We start from the raw sequence: 13,928 nt of genomic DNA on the forward strand, positions 1-13,928 counted from the left end.
CTCCCCAGAACCGGTGCGGCACCACCGTAGACGACGGTTCCGACGGGGGGATGCGCGCGGTGTCCTTCCCCGGTGAAATCTCGGAAAACCCCGAGATCCCGCACCGGGGCGATGCGGGCCTCCCCGGCACGGCCGGGGCGCCGGGGTCACCGGGCGACGCGGAAGAAGCCCTCCGCGATCAGCCCGCGCAGCGACGCCGGGGTCCGCTCCCGCAGCGCCGCCGGGTCCTGGCCGATCAGCTCCGCGATCGCGTCCAGCAGCGGCCCCACCGGGATCGTGCCGTCGCACACCCCCGCCAACGCGGCCTCGACCGTGCCCACCTGCGCCACGCGGCGCAGCCCCGTGGTCTGGCGGAGCAGGATCCGCTCCGGGTCGGGGGCGCCCGGCACGCTGATCCGCTCCTCCCGGACCCCCGGCACCAGGGCCACCCGGGCCGCCAGCAGGGCCGCGTCGGTGAGGCGGTGCGCGGTCATCGCCCCGTCCACCACGTCCGGCAGGTACGGGCCGACCGGCTGGTCGATCTCGTGGCGCAGCTCCTCCACCCGTACCGTGGCGTCCTGGGCGGCGTCGTTGCGCAGGCAGATCCACCCGAAGCCGATGCCCTTGACGCCCTCCCGCTCGAAGTAGTCGAGCCAGGCGTCGTAGCGCGCCGTGTACTCGGGGCTGTCCTGTTCGCAGGAGTCGCGCAGCCACAGCTCCACGTACTCGGCCGGGTCCTGCACGTCCCGCTGGACCACCCAGCCGGAGCACCCCGTGCCCGCGACCCAGCCGCCGACGCGGTCGCGCCAGTCCTCGCCGTCGACGTGCAGCCAGTTGGCGAGCAGCTGGCACCAGCCGCCGTCGGTGAGGTACGCCGGGGCGGCCGAGACGATCTCGGCGCACACCGAGTCGCCGGGCAGGTCCGACTCCCGGTAGGCGTAGCGGGCCGCACCGGGGGTGACCACGAACGGCGGGTTGGAGACGATCAGGTCGAACCGCTCCCCGCGGACCGGTGCGTACAGCGACCCCTCGCGGGTCTCGACGTTGTCCAGACCGGACAGCGCACAGCTGATCCGGGTCATCCACAGGGCGCGCGGGTTGACGTCGGTGGCGCAGACCCGGTCCGCCCGCTCCGCCAGGTGCAGCGACTGCACGCCGCAGCCGGACCCCAGGTCGAGGGCGCGGTCCACGGGACCGTCCACGACGAGCTGGGCCAGGGTGGCCGAGGCCCCGCCCGCGCCCACCACGTGGTCCGGGCGGGGCTGCCCCCGCCCCGGGCGGACGGTCGGATCGGAGACGGTGTAGCCGGGGCGGCCGTCGGCCAGCTCCCACGGTTTCACCTGCACCAGGGCGCGCACCCGGCCGTCGCGCACCGTCAGCAGGCCCGCCTCGGCGAGTTCGGCGAGCGGCAGGGCGCGCAGCGCGGCCTCCGGCACCGCCTCGCCCAGCCACCACAGGCGCAGCAGCAGGCCGAGGCGCTCCTCGCCGCCGGTCGCGCGCAGGGCGGGGATCAGCTGTTCACGTGCCAGAGCCCGCGCCGCGGTGTCACCGAGCCGGTCGCGGACCCCGGAGACGGTGTAGTCGGCGTCGAGCAGGATGCCGCGCAGCCGGTCGGCGAGGTGCGGCGACAACGGGCGGAACGTTTCGGACACCCGTTCATTATCGAGGACATTCTCGTGGAGCGGGGGCGGATCAGGGCTGGGACTGCCCGGAAACCTCGCCGACCTCCCCCCGGTCGGGGGCCGACTCCGGCCGGGGGGCCGGGGCGGGGCCCTCAGGGAGTTCCGCGGCGCGCCGGGCCCGGCGGCGCTCCTCGGCCTCGGCGCGGCTGCGCAGCAGGCGGGGGACGTACCAGAAACCGAACACGCCCAGGGTGATTCCGGTCACGCAGACCCAGATCCACCACCGGTCGTCCTCGGGAAGCCGGTCGCCCTGGAGGAGGAGGACGATCAGGGCGACGGTCCACGCCGCCGTGCCCACCGCCGCCGGGACGCGGTAGTCGGACTCGTGGACCTCGGGGTCGGGCTGCCGGGGTTTACGCACGTTTTCAGGCTAGACGATCCGCGCGCGGTCGCCGCCCGCCGCGGGTGTCCCGAGTGTGACCTCGCTGACGTGTGAGAACTCGGAACGGATCTGATGTTTGGCCGTGACCAGGGGCTGTCAGATTAGAGCGAGTGAGTGAGTCCTCTACCCCAGTCTCCGAAGTGCCCTCCTCCAAGCGCACCGGTCTCCCCGCCACGCTCGACCGCTACTTCAAGGTCAGTGAGCGCGGCTCGAACTTCGCCCGTGAGGTCCGCGGCGGTCTGGCCACGTTCTTCGCGATGGCCTACATCGTCGTCCTCAACCCGCTGATCATCGGCACGGCGCCCGACATCAACGGCGACACCCTGGGCATCCCGCAGGTGGCTGCGGTGACCGCGCTCGTCGCCGCGATCTCGTCCATGCTGATGGGCGTCATCAGCCGCTACCCCTTCGCGATCGCCTCGGGCATGGGCCTCAACGCGATCGTCGCCTACGTACTGGCGCCCATGATGACCTGGTCCGACGTGATGGGCCTGGTGGTCATCGAGGGCGTCATCATGCTGGTGCTCGTGCTCACCGGCTTCCGCAACGCGGTCTTCAACGCCGTGCCCCCCTCGCTCAAGAGCGCGATCGCGGTCGGGGTGGGCCTGTTCCTCGCCCTGATCGGCTTCGTCAACGCCGGTTTCGTGCGGCCCGGCAGCGGCACCCCCGTCCAGCTGGGGGTGGGAGGCTCCCTGGACGGATGGCCGATCCTGGTGTTCGTCCTCGGCCTGGTGGCCACCATCATCCTGATGGTGCGCAGGGTCAAGGGGGCGGTGCTGATCGGCATCGTCTTCGCCACGGTCCTGGGCATCGTGATCGAGGCGGTGGCCAAGGTCGGCCCCAAGACCGGCGCGGACGGCGAGGTGAACGACCTGGGCTGGTCGCTGACCGTGCCCGAGGTGCCCACCTCGGTCGGCGACCTGGTGTCGCTGCCGGACCTCAGCCTGATCGGCCAGTTCAACCTGCTCGCCGACTGGCGGAGCCTGGGCGTCGCCACGGTGCTCATGCTGCTGCTCACCCTGCTGCTGGCGGACTTCTTCGACACCATGGGCACCATGGTCGGCGTGGCCAGCCAGGCGGGGCTCACCGACGAGGAGGGCAACGTGCCCAACACCCAGGGGGTGCTCGTGGCCGACGCCATCGGCACCATCGTGGGCGGCGCCGCGTCGGCCTCGGTGGCCACGACCTACGCCGAGTCCGCGGCGGGCGTCGGCGAGGGCGCGCGCACCGGTGTCGCGCCGATCGTCACGGGCCTGATGTTCCTGGGGGCGCTGTTCATCACGCCCCTGGCCGCCCTGGTGCCGTTCGAGGCGGCCACGCCGGTGCTGATCGTCGTCGGCTTCATGATGATGACCCAGGTCACCCGGGTCGACTTCACCGACCTGGGGATCGGCATCCCGGCCTTCCTGGCCATCGTGGTCATGCCCTACACCTACTCGATCGCCAACGGCATCGGCGTCGCGTTCATCGCCTACACGGTCGTCCGCCTGGCCCAGGGCCGCTGGCGCGACGTGCACCCGCTGATGCTGGTGGTCTCCGTGGTCTTCCTGATCCACTTCGCCGAGGCGCCCATCCAGGGCCTCCTCGGCTGAGGCCGCCGGACCCGTCCGGTACCGTTCGGCGTCCCGCCTCCGGGTGGGGCGCCGAACCCGTTCCTGTGAACCGGGTTGCCCGCCGTGTTCTGGGGGAATACCCGCTCACGGGATATGGTTAGCAAGAGTAATGAGTCACGCTAATGAATAGTTCCCTCCCTTCCCCGCCGACCGGAACGGACGCCGGCCTGGCCGCGACGCTCCGCATGGCCGTGGGGCGGCTGGCCCGCCGGCTGCGCGCGCAGCGGCCCGACTCCTCCCTGTCCCTGGGACAGGGAGGAGTGCTGTTCACCCTGGCCCGACACGGGAAGATGACGCCCGGAGCGCTCGCCGACCACGAGAAGGTGCAGCCTCCGTCGATGACCCGGATCATCGCCGCGCTGGAGGCGCGGGGCCTGGTCCGCCGGATGCGCCACCCGAACGACGGCCGCCAGCAGCTGGTGGAGATCACCGAGGAGGGCGCCCGGCTGGTGGACTCCGACCACCAGCGCCGGGAGGCATGGCTGACCCGTCGGCTCGCGGAACTGGACCGGGAGGACAAGGAGGTCCTGCGCCGGGCCGCGGAGATCATGGACCGCCTGAGCCAGTCGTGAACGGGGGCGGCGGGGAGGGGGCCGACACGGAGGAGCACGCCACCATCAGCAGAGCACCTTCCCCGGACCGCCGCGCGGCGACGAACGCGCAGGTTCCGCCCGCCGACCCGCCCGCGGAGGAGGAACCCCGGCGCCGCCCCGGCATGTTCCGGTCGCTGGCCATCCGCAACTACCGCCTCTTCGCCCTCGGCCAGGTCGTCTCCAACACCGGCACCTGGATGCAGCGCATCGCCCAGGAGTGGCTGGTCCTGCAACTGAGCGGCGGCAGCGGCGTGGCGCTCGGCGTCGCCACCGCCCTGCAGTTCCTGCCCACGCTCGTCCTCGGCCTGTGGGGCGGCGCACTCGCCGACCGGTTCTCCAAACGCCGCCTGCTCATCCTGACGCAGACCCTGATGGGCCTGCTCGCCCTCGGCCTGGGCCTGCTCGTCACGTTCGGCACCGCCCAGGTGGGGCACGTCTACGTGTTCGCCCTCGCGCTCGGCCTGGTCACCGTGGTGGACACCCCGGTCCGGCAGAGCTTCGTGGTCGAAATGGTGGGACGTCAGGACCTTCCCAACGCGGTCGCACTGAACAGCGCCAGCTTCCAACTGGGCCGGGTCACCGGCCCCGCCGCCGCGGGCCTGCTCATCGGCCTCATCGGCACCGGACCGGTCTTCCTGATCAACGCGGCGTCCTTCGTCGCGGTCCTCACCGGCCTGCTCCTGATGCGCCCCGACGAACTGCACGTCAGCGAACCCGCGTCGCGGTCCAAGGGCCAGGTCCGGGAGGGGCTGCGCTACGTCGCCGGACGCCGCGACCTGCTCCTGCTGCTCACCGTGATCGCCTTCGTGCAGCTGTTCGGCTCCAACGTGCAGAACCAGCTCGCGCTCATGGTCAACAACGTCTTCCAGGCGGGCTCCGAGGCGTTCGGACTGGCCGCGACGTTCCTCGCGATCGGCTCCCTCACCGGGGCGCTGCTCGCGGCCCGCCGCGAGGCGCCCCGGTTGCGCACCGTGATCCTGGGCGCGTTCCTGTTCGGGGTGCTCCAGATCGTCGCCGGCCTCATGCCCGGCTACGCGGCGCTGCTCGTCGCGCTGGTGCCGATGGGCGTCAGCTTCATGACCTTCACCACCTCCATGAACGCCTACTTCCAGCTGAACGTGGAACCGCAGATGCGCGGCCGGGTCATGGCCATGTACATGCTGGTGTTCCTCGGGGTCGCGCCCATCGGCGCCCCCGTCGTGGGGGTGCTGGCCGACCTGTTCGGCCCCGCGGTCAGCATGGCCGTCGGCGGCACGGTGAGCGCCGCCGTCGCCGCCACCGCCGCCGCCGTCCTGGGCCGTAGGCTCAGGGCGAGGGTGCGTCTCACCGCGCACCGACCCTTCGTCGAGGTGGTCCGGGGCGGGGCCGCGGCACCACCGGCCTGATTCGGAGGCATGATGCGCCTGTTCACCGCTGTCGTCCCGCCCGCCGCCGTGCTCGACGCCCTGGGCACGGCGGTGGAGGCCGCGCGTCCCACGGCCCGCGCCCTGCGCTGGGCGCCCCGCGAGCAGTGGCACGTGACGCTGCTGTTCCTCGGCGAGGTGCCGGACGAACGGGTCGACGCGGTGGCCGAGGAGCTGGGCCGGGTGGCCGTCCGGCATCCCGCGATGTCCCTCAGCCTGCGCGGCGGCGGCACCTTCCCGACGAAACCGGTCCGCTCCCGCGTCCTGTGGGCGGGACTGGACGGGGACACCGAGGCCCTGACCGCGCTGGCGAACGACCTGCGCGACGCCGCCGCCGGACTCGGCATCCCGGTGGAGGACCGCCGCTACACCCCGCACCTGACCGTGGCCCGCGCCCGCATCACCACCAACCTCACCGCCCCGCACGCCCGCCTCGACACCCTGGCCACCGAGCCCTGGCGGGCGGGCGAGGTGCACCTGGTGCACAGCCGACTGGGCGGCACCCCCCGGTACCGGACCATCGCCACCTGGGAACTAGCCTGAGGGAACCACCCCGAACCGAGTGCCGGGCGGCGACCAGGAGAAAACGGAGCGACCCATGAGCATGCTCACCAACAACCGAAAGCAGCGCTGGCTCCTGCCCACGGTGCTCGCGGTGATCATGCTGATCGTGGTCATCGGGTCGCTGCTGTCCTGAGCCCGCGCGGCGGCTCCGTGCCGCCGCCGGGCAGCGGGCGGCGGACGCCTCCGGCCCCCGGAGCGGTGCCCCGACGCCTCCGGCGCCGCCGTGGCCGGAAGCAGTCCGCACCCGGCGCGCTGCGGATGGCAAGATGTCCCCATGACCCGAGGCGCCCGTGTGTGGCTGGCAGCCGTGCTCCTGGGAGCTCCCGCCGTCACGGGAGCCGCGACCGACCCCGGGGGACCGGGCCAACCGGTGTCCCCCGACGCCTCGGCGAGCGAGGCGGTGCCCGAGGGCACCGAACAGGTCTTCACCCTCACCGACCCGCGGATCACCGAGTCCAGCGGGCTGGCCGCCTCACGGCGCCACGAGGGCGTGTACTGGACCCACAACGACAGCGGTCCCGACCACGGGCCCACCCTGTACGCGGTCGACGGCGACGGCGCCACGGTGGCCACGGTCTGGCTGGCCGGGGACGGCGTGGAGGCCCGCGACTGGGAGGCCGTCGCGCTCGGCGCCGACGAGGCCGGGGAGCCCGCGATCTACGTCGCCGACATCGGCGACAACTACCAGGGCGGCTGGCCGAACGTGCGGGTCTACCGGATCCCGGAGCCGCGGAACCTGGTCGACCAGACCGTGACCGCCACCACGTTCACCTTCAGCTACGCCGACGGCGGCCGGGACGCCGAGGGCCTGCTCGTCGATCCGCGCGACAACCGCCTCTACGTCGTCACCAAGGAGTTCGCGGGCGGCCTGTACGCGGCCCCCGACCCCCTCGACCCCGACGGTGTCAACACTCTCACCCGCGTCGGCGCCGCCCCGCTGTTCGCCACCGACGCCGCGTTCTCCCCCGACGGGGAGTACTACGCCATCCGCACCTACTGGAGCGTGACCGTCTACGACGCCTCCGCGGGCGTGCCGGGACGGCGGATCGCCACCGTGGCCCTGCCCGAGAGCGAGCAGGGCGAGTCGCTCGCCTTCACCCCCGACGGCAGGGCGCTGCTGGTGGGCAGCGAAGGCGTGCAGAGTCCGGTGTGGCGGGTGCCGCTGGACGAGGTGCTGCCGGCCCCGGAGGAGGAGCCGTCGCCCAGTGCGACCGAGGAGGCGGACCTCTCCGGAGGAGGCGGTGCGGGCGGCCTCATCCTCATCGGGATCGGCGTGGCGGTCGTGGCCATCCTCGCCATCGTCTGGCTGGCGCGCAGGGGGTAGCGGTCACCAGTCCGCGCCGGGTGGGAACTCGGTGGTGTCGATCTCCACGTCGAACGGCGCGGGCAGCGTGATCGGTCGGCCGAAGGGGACCCTGTGCGCCAGGTCGTAGCCCCCGCTGCGGGGGTTCTCGTACAGGGTCACCGACGGTCCCGACGGGTCCCAGGCGTCGACGAGCAGGTACAGCGGGACCATGCCGCGCGCGTACCCGGCGAGCTTCTTGACCCGGTCGTCGTCGGCGTTGTCCCGGGAGGTGACCTCCACGACGACCAGGGCGTGCTCCGCCGCGGTCGGGGCCTTCGTCGTGCGGATGACCGACCGCGGGACCACGGTGAGGTCGGGAATGAAGAGCCTGCCGATGGACGCGATCCACAGCCCCACGGTCTGGTAGAGGCCGGTGCCCGCCGGTCTGGCCGGGAAGAGGGCCTCCTGGAGGAGTTCGACGATGAAGTTGTGCGGGTTCGAGGGAGGGGACAACAGGCTGATCTTTCCCGGATCGATGATCTCGGCCCGCCAACCGTCGGGCACGTCCAACTCCTGCCAGGCGCGCAGCACGTCCTCTGGGTCGGTCGCCGCAGAACGGGGACTCGTTTCCATCACAGCGAGACTCATTTCGCTACGTCACCTCCTGGGCCAGGAGCGTGGTCGAGCCGCTTCCCGCCCACCCGTCGTTTCCGAGAATAGGGAAGCGCCGACCGGACAACCAGGTCGACGCTTCGGGGACGGCCCGCTTTCCCGGGCTCAGCCCTGTTCCAGGAACACCTCCCGGGCCAGGAACGCGTGCCGGGAGTGGTCGGTGAACACCCCGTCGACCCCCGCCGCGAAGAACGCCTCGTACTCGGCGGCGAAGGACCCGTAGGCGGTCGGGTCGTCACCGGAGCGCAGCGCCGGGGGCAGGAAGTGGTTCTCGCTGCGGAACGTGTAGGGGTGCACGAGCAGGCCCGCCTCGTGGGCGTCGGCGACCAGGGAGGTGGGCTCCCCCAGCGCGCCCTCGTCGGTGACCGGGACGACGAGGGACTTCTCCGGGCCGATCGCGTCGGCGAAGGAGGCCACCTCCGCCAGGCCCTCCGGAGTGGTGTGGCGCAGCCACGGCTCCTCCGCGCCCATGAGGAACACCAGCGGCACCTCCAACTCCCGGAGTTTGCGCAGGCTGTCGGCCTCGAAGGACTGGAGGAACACCGGCAGGCGGGGCTCCGGGCCGCTCAGGCCCCGCTCCCGGAGCAGTGCGATGAGCGGCGGTTCCAGCTCCAGGCCGACCGACTCGTGGTGGGCGGGGTGCTTGGTCTCCGGGTAGATCCCGATCGGCCGCCCCAACTGCCTGGTCAGATCCTCGGCCAGGTCGATGATCTCCGCCAGGGTGGGGATCTCGTACTCGCCGTCGTGCTCGGCGTTGTACGGGCGCACCTCGGGCAGCCGCTCCACCGCGCGCAGCGTCTTGATCTCCGCCAGCGTGAAGTCCTGCGCGAAGAACCCGGTGACCTCGCGGCCGTCGATGGTCAGGGTGCGGCGGCGGTCGGCGAACTCGGGGCGGGACGCCACGTCCGTGGTCTGCCCGATCTCCGGTTCGTGCCGGGCGATCAGGTGCCCGTCCCTGGTGGCGACCAGGTCCACCTCGATGAAGTCGCCGCCGTAGCGCGCCCCCAGCGTGTAGGAGGCCAGGGTGTGCTCGGGGCGGTGCCCGGACGCGCCCCGGTGAGAGATGATCTTGATGTGCGGAAGCTGCTTGTTCCTGCGCATGGCCGAGACCGTTCGTGATCCGTGCTGCGGAAACGCCGGCCGGCCCGGACTTCCTCCGGACCGGCCGACAGGGACTGCGAAGGGGCGGGCCGACTCAGCTGAGCTTGCTCACCACGTGGTCGATGCACTCGGTCAGCGCGCGCACGTCGTCCGGCTCGATCGCCGGGAACATGCCGATGCGCAGCTGGTTGCGGCCGAGCTTGCGGTACGGCTCGGTGTCGACGACGCCGTTGGCGCGCAGCACCTTGGCGACCGCGGCGGCGTCCACCTCGTCGGTGAAGTCGATCGTGCCCACGACCTGGGAGCGGTGCGCCGGGTCGGCGACGAACGGGGTGGCGTACTCGGACTTCTCCGCCCAGCCGTACAGGATCGACGCGGACTCCGCGGTGCGGCGCACCGCCCAGTCCAGGCCGCCCTGGCCGTTGATCCACTCGATCTGCTCGGCGAACAGCAGCAGCGTGGCCACGGCCGGGGTGTTGTAGGTCTGGTCCTTGCGGGAGTTGTCGACCGCGGTGGTCAGGGAGAAGAACTCCGGGATGTAGCGGTCGGAGGCCGCGATCTCGGCCATCCGCTCCAGCGCCCGCGGCGACATGATCGCGATCCACAGCCCGCCGTCGGCCGCAAAGCACTTCTGCGGCGCGAAGTAGTAGACGTCCGTCTGGCCGACGTCGACCGGCAGGCCGCCCGCGCCGCTGGTGGCGTCCACCAGCACCAGGGCGTCCTCGTCGGCGTCCGCGACCCGCGCGATCGGTGCGGCCACGCCGGTGGAGGTCTCGTTGTGGGTGAGCGCGTAGGCGTCCACCCCGGCTTCGGCCCGCGGCGGGGCGTAGGTGCCCGGGGCGGCGGTGATGACGGTGGGCTCGGCCAGCCACGGGGCGCCCTTGGTGACCTTGGCGAACTTGGAGGAGAACTCGCCGAACGACAGGTGCTGGGACTTGTTGCGCACCAGGGTGTGCGCGGCGATGTCCCAGAACGCGGTGGTGCCGCCGTTGCCCAGGACCACCTCGTAGCCGTCGGGCAGGGAGAACAGGTCGGCCAGTCCGGAGCGCACCCGGCCGACGAGCGACTTCACCGGCTTCTGGCGGTGCGAGGTGCCGAGGTAGGCGGCACCCGAGGAGGCCAGCGCGTGCAGCTGTTCGGGACGGACCTTGGACGGGCCGCAACCGAAGCGGCCGTCGCCGGGCAGCAGGTTCTCTGGAATGTGGATCTCGGTCACCCGGCCAAGCCTACTCGGCTCGACCGCCGCCGCGTCGGCGGAGGGGCGGAAACCGCGGCGGGTTTCCGTGCCGGGGCGGAACCTCCGGGGCCTTATTGGTGAAATGGGAAAGCTGCAATACTGTCACGGCGCTGGTTCACGGAGTGGCCGATAAGAGAAATTGGTCCTTCAGCAGAGCGCGCCGCGAGAGAGGGCACGGAATTCGTGATGCCGGATCGGTCCCCCTCAGACAGTTCACCAGTGGAAAGCGCTGGTTACGCCCCCGAGTTCCTCAAAACCTACGACCGCATGCGTGCCCCGTTCGACGAGCGCCGACAATTCGACAACCGGCGTCGGGTCTCCCGCCTGGTCCGGCGCCGCCGCCCCTGGCGGAGCCTGCTGGACGACGACGATCCGGTCCGGGAGCAGCGCCCGGCGCCGCTGCTGGAATTGCGGGCCGCCTCGGCGGAGGACGCCGGGATCGTCACCGGGATGCTGGAGGAGCACAGCGGCAACGACCCCGTCGCGGTCCTCTCCAGGTGTGAGTCCCGGGGAGAGGCCGCACCGCCGCACGCCGAGTCCACCGCCTACGAGAAGGTGCGGCGGACCGAGGCGGACGTGGCCGCGCTCGTCGACGAACTGCGGAGGCGGCGCGGCAGGCTGATCGACGGCCCCCGCCGGCGTTCGGTCCGGCCGTTGGAATTCCCCCGCACCCGGTCCCTGCTCGACCTGTTCGCCGTGTACGGCAGAACGTACCGGGAGCAATATCGGGAAGAGGACGAAGAATACGCCGGACTTTACCGGGACCACCGGAATCCTCTGGTGGTCGCCGAAGCCCTGTGGCGAAAAGCCCGTGAGAGCCGGGAGGCGCGAAAAGCGGCCCTCGAACGGGAAGAGAAGCGGACGGGGGAGGGGCAGGAAGACGGGAAGCCCGAGCGGCGGTCCCTGCGCCGGATCAGCGGCTCCGTGCGGAAGGCCCTGGACGACGTGGTTGGACTGGTCGGGAAGGGCTACACGGGGCTGTACTTCGGCACCAGTCGGCTGCTGCGGCTGCTGGGCGCGGGCCGGACAGGTACCGGACTCACCTTCGACCGGTTCGACCGGTGGATGATCACCCCCTTGGGGCTGCTCATCAACTTCCTGCTCGGCCTGTCCCTGCTGCTGGGGGTGCGGAACATCCCCACCCTGAAAGGCATCCCCAGCCTGGAAGCCTCGAACAGGTCCTCACGGTGCTGCTCCTGCTGGTGCTGGTGCTGGTGCGGACCCTGCTCCACCTGGGGCTGAGCCGGCCGTGGCGGCCCTACCGGTGGCTGGTCCGCCAGCCCTACCTGCCCGAGGGCGTCCCCGATCCAAGACACCACCGCGCCGTCACCCAGCACGTCGGGGAGACGTACCGGAGACTGCGGATCGCGCACGCCGAAGGCAACCGCCGGGCGTGGCACGACCAGGCGCGCACCCTGCGGCTGCTCCTGGTCAACGCGGTGCTGGAGGACCTGGCCGAGGTCTATCCCGAGCACCGCTACCGCACCGGGTTCCACCGCCCGGCCCTGGTCGCGGACCGGTACGCGACCCGCTGGCGGGGCGGCGGGGACTCCCCGGAGCGGGACGCCGACCTCGTCCGGCTGATCGAGCGGGTCCGCGCCGAACAGTACGCGCCGGACCCCCTGGTCGTCGTGGAGGTCGTGGCCGACCCCGCCCCGTCGGCCGGCCGGGAGACCGGTTCCGCCGCGCGGGAGCTGACCGCCTGGGCCGACCGCCGTCGGCGCGTCGCCCGCCTGGGGCCGAGCCGTACCGTCTCCGTCGACATCGGCCCCGACGCGGTGGAGCGGGCGCGGCGCCGCGGACAGGTCCGCGGGGCAGAGCGGACCGAACCCGCCACCGCCCAGCGGTGGCGGGACGCCGCGGCAGCCGCGGGCGTCGGAATGGCGGCCCTGCTGCTGGTGGGCACGGTCGTGGTGCTGGACCTCAAAAAAGAAAACAAGTGCTGGCGGCCGCTGCTCACCGATCCGGGGGTGTTTAGCGCCAAGGGGGAGGGCGGCAAACGGGACTGCGTGGGCTACACCGACGGCTCATTCGTCTTCCACGAGGACCTGGAAGCGGCCCAGAAGCAGATCGAGGAGCAGAATGACGAGATCCTCGACAAGAAGCAGCCCTATGTGACGGTGGTCTACTTCGGCCAGCTCTCGGTCAGCGACCCCCAGAAGACAAACAGCAGACTCGCCGGGGTGCAGGGCGAGCTGAGGGGACTGGCAATGCGTCAGTGGGAACACAACAAGAAAGCCGCCGACAAGGGAGTCCCCCGTATTCGGCTGCTGATCGCCAACGCCGGTCCCGGCTGGCGGCACTGGGAAGAGGTGGTCAAGCGGATCGTTCCACGGATGCGCGCGGAGAACATCGTGGCGGCCGTCGGTTTCGGGCAGAGTCTGACCACGACCAGAAAGACAATCAGGGAGCTCTCCAGGTACGCGCTGCCGATGGTCTCCTCCACCGCGACCTTCGACGAGATCGCCTATCTCAAGAACGAAATCCCCAGCGATTTCTTTTTCCCTGTCGCGCCTTCCAACACCCGACTGGCCAGCCAGGCCGCCGCATGGGCGCGCGGCAGCGTGTTCGGTGAAGACATCGAGACGGCGCTCGCGGTTGCGTACACCAACGACTCCGAACTCTACGGGAAGGACTTGGCGGACAAGTTCATGAAACAGTTCAACGTCGGGCACAGCTCTGCAGGGACAGAATTGTTGACGAAGTCGGGATCCGAGGGAGATGTCATCAGCTATAAAGATGACGGTTCGTCCCTGGAAAGGGCGGTCGAACAGGTCTGTGCCAACCGGCCCGACCTCGTCTACTACGCCGGGCGGTCCGCCGACTTCGAGAGCTTCCTCGACGGGCTCAAAAACGACAGCCGCTGCGACGGCAAGGTCACGGTTCTGGGTAACGACGACATCGCCCAGTACGTCGTTAAAGAAGCGGACGAGCTGAAGAGGCACAACGTCTCCGTCTACTACACGCCGCTGGCCATGGAGGGGGCGGTCGAGGACAGAGATGACTTCTACACTGAACTATGGGACAACCTGGGCGACGATGAGAAGGACGGCCTGTCCGCCGCGCACGCCGCGATGGCCTATGACGCACTCACCGTGGTCTCCACCGCCTTTGCCAAGGTCTCGCCGCCGCCGACCGGCGCCAAGTGGCCGGTGGAGCCCAGGATGCTGTTGCTGCCCAAGATTCAGGAGATCGAAAATTTGGCCGGTGTCAGCGGAGAGTTGTCCTTCAGCGCGGAAGGTCGTTGGTACGACGACAAACTCGTGCAGTTGGTCAGGGTGGATGAGGAAGGGAAGCCGCACCTGGAGGAGACATGCGGCTGGATCACCGACGGCCAGAAGGGGCTGGGACAGGACTGCCTGCCGCTGCGCGAAGAAGGAACGGAGTGAACCCCGGGCCCTGCCGGGCTCCGGGGTT

Annotated in this window: 12 protein-coding genes; 7 read left to right on the top strand and 5 right to left on the bottom strand. The window is 71.0% G+C overall.

Translation table 11 applies throughout. The annotated features are described in order from the left end of the window. Positions 1 to 146: 146 nt before the first annotated feature. Entirely contained in the window at positions 147 to 1,631 is a 1,485-nt protein-coding gene (locus tag FOF52_RS18880; protein ID WP_248591245.1) for a DUF7059 domain-containing protein, read from the bottom strand. A 40-nt stretch (positions 1,632 to 1,671) separates the two neighbouring features. Beyond that, positions 1,672 to 2,022 carry a DUF2530 domain-containing protein gene (locus FOF52_RS18885; protein ID WP_248591246.1) on the bottom strand — a complete coding sequence of 117 codons (351 nt, stop codon included), beginning with the start codon at positions 2,020 to 2,022 and terminating at the stop codon, positions 1,672 to 1,674. A gap of 161 nt (positions 2,023 to 2,183) precedes the next feature. Here FOF52_RS18885 and FOF52_RS18890 point away from each other — a divergent pair, with 161 nt between their 5' ends. The 5 genes from FOF52_RS18890 (at position 2,184) to FOF52_RS18910 (ending at position 7,540) form a co-directional block, all read left to right on the top strand. Continuing rightward, positions 2,184 to 3,635, top strand: coding sequence for an NCS2 family permease (locus FOF52_RS18890; RefSeq protein WP_248591247.1), 1,452 nt, complete (start codon positions 2,184 to 2,186; stop codon positions 3,633 to 3,635). Positions 3,636 to 3,778: 143 nt separating this feature from the next. Further along, positions 3,779 to 4,228, top strand: a complete 450-nt coding sequence (locus FOF52_RS18895) for a MarR family winged helix-turn-helix transcriptional regulator (RefSeq protein ID WP_248591248.1) — start codon at positions 3,779 to 3,781, stop codon at positions 4,226 to 4,228. Between the two features lie 143 nt (positions 4,229 to 4,371). Further along, on the top strand, positions 4,372 to 5,634 hold the full coding sequence (locus tag FOF52_RS18900; protein WP_248593931.1) for an MFS transporter: 1,263 nt from the start codon (positions 4,372 to 4,374) through the stop codon (positions 5,632 to 5,634). Positions 5,635 to 5,643: 9 nt separating this feature from the next. After that, the gene (gene thpR / locus FOF52_RS18905) at positions 5,644 to 6,195 is read left to right on the top strand and encodes an RNA 2',3'-cyclic phosphodiesterase (RefSeq protein ID WP_248591249.1); all 552 of its coding nucleotides are present in this window, start codon (positions 5,644 to 5,646) and stop codon (positions 6,193 to 6,195) included. A 295-nt stretch (positions 6,196 to 6,490) separates the two neighbouring features. Continuing rightward, positions 6,491 to 7,540 (top strand): esterase-like activity of phytase family protein, encoded by a 1,050-nt coding sequence (locus FOF52_RS18910; protein WP_248591250.1) that lies wholly within the window; start codon positions 6,491 to 6,493, stop codon positions 7,538 to 7,540. Positions 7,541 to 7,543: 3 nt separating this feature from the next. Here FOF52_RS18910 and FOF52_RS18915 read toward each other — a convergent pair whose 3' ends face one another. The 3 genes from FOF52_RS18915 to serC all read right to left on the bottom strand — a co-directional run bounded on the left by FOF52_RS18915 (position 7,544) and on the right by serC (position 10,490). Then, positions 7,544 to 8,134 carry a Uma2 family endonuclease gene (locus tag FOF52_RS18915; protein ID WP_248591251.1) on the bottom strand — a complete coding sequence of 197 codons (591 nt, stop codon included), beginning with the start codon at positions 8,132 to 8,134 and terminating at the stop codon, positions 7,544 to 7,546. A gap of 144 nt (positions 8,135 to 8,278) precedes the next feature. Next, complete coding sequence (locus tag FOF52_RS18920) at positions 8,279 to 9,274, bottom strand: glycerophosphodiester phosphodiesterase family protein (protein ID WP_248591252.1); 996 nt, start codon at positions 9,272 to 9,274, stop codon at positions 8,279 to 8,281. 94 nt (positions 9,275 to 9,368) lie between these two features. Next, complete coding sequence (gene serC, locus FOF52_RS18925; protein ID WP_248591253.1) at positions 9,369 to 10,490, bottom strand: phosphoserine transaminase; 1,122 nt, start codon at positions 10,488 to 10,490, stop codon at positions 9,369 to 9,371. Positions 10,491 to 10,730: 240 nt separating this feature from the next. Between serC and FOF52_RS18930 the strand changes: the two genes are divergently transcribed. Together FOF52_RS18930 and FOF52_RS18935 are read left to right on the top strand one after the other, a co-directional pair. Further along, positions 10,731 to 11,753: a hypothetical protein gene (locus FOF52_RS18930; protein ID WP_248591254.1), complete on the top strand. Its 1,023-nt coding sequence runs from the start codon at positions 10,731 to 10,733 to the stop codon at positions 11,751 to 11,753. Beyond that, positions 11,699 to 13,900 carry an ABC transporter substrate-binding protein gene (locus tag FOF52_RS18935; RefSeq protein ID WP_248591255.1) on the top strand — a complete coding sequence of 734 codons (2,202 nt, stop codon included), beginning with the start codon at positions 11,699 to 11,701 and terminating at the stop codon, positions 13,898 to 13,900. Before FOF52_RS18930 ends, FOF52_RS18935 begins: the two co-directional genes overlap by 55 nt. The last annotated feature ends 28 nt before the right edge of the window (positions 13,901 to 13,928 follow it).

The sequence above is a fragment of the Thermobifida alba genome (assembly GCF_023208015.1).
Classification (GTDB): domain Bacteria; phylum Actinomycetota; class Actinomycetes; order Streptosporangiales; family Streptosporangiaceae; genus Thermobifida; species Thermobifida alba.

Bases quoted from the DNA above. Each gene is read 5' to 3' on its own strand.
- thpR (WP_248591249.1), top strand. From the start codon at position 5,644: ATGATGCGCCTGTTCACCGCTGTCGTCCCGCCCGCCGCCGTGCTCGAC.
- FOF52_RS18915 (WP_248591251.1), bottom strand. From the start codon at position 8,134: ATGGAAACGAGTCCCCGTTCTGCGGCGACCGACCCAGAGGACGTGCTG.
- FOF52_RS18895 (WP_248591248.1), top strand. From the start codon at position 3,779: ATGAATAGTTCCCTCCCTTCCCCGCCGACCGGAACGGACGCCGGCCTG.
- FOF52_RS18900 (WP_248593931.1), top strand. From the start codon at position 4,372: ATGTTCCGGTCGCTGGCCATCCGCAACTACCGCCTCTTCGCCCTCGGC.
- FOF52_RS18920 (WP_248591252.1), bottom strand. From the start codon at position 9,274: ATGCGCAGGAACAAGCAGCTTCCGCACATCAAGATCATCTCTCACCGG.
- FOF52_RS18910 (WP_248591250.1), top strand. From the start codon at position 6,491: ATGACCCGAGGCGCCCGTGTGTGGCTGGCAGCCGTGCTCCTGGGAGCT.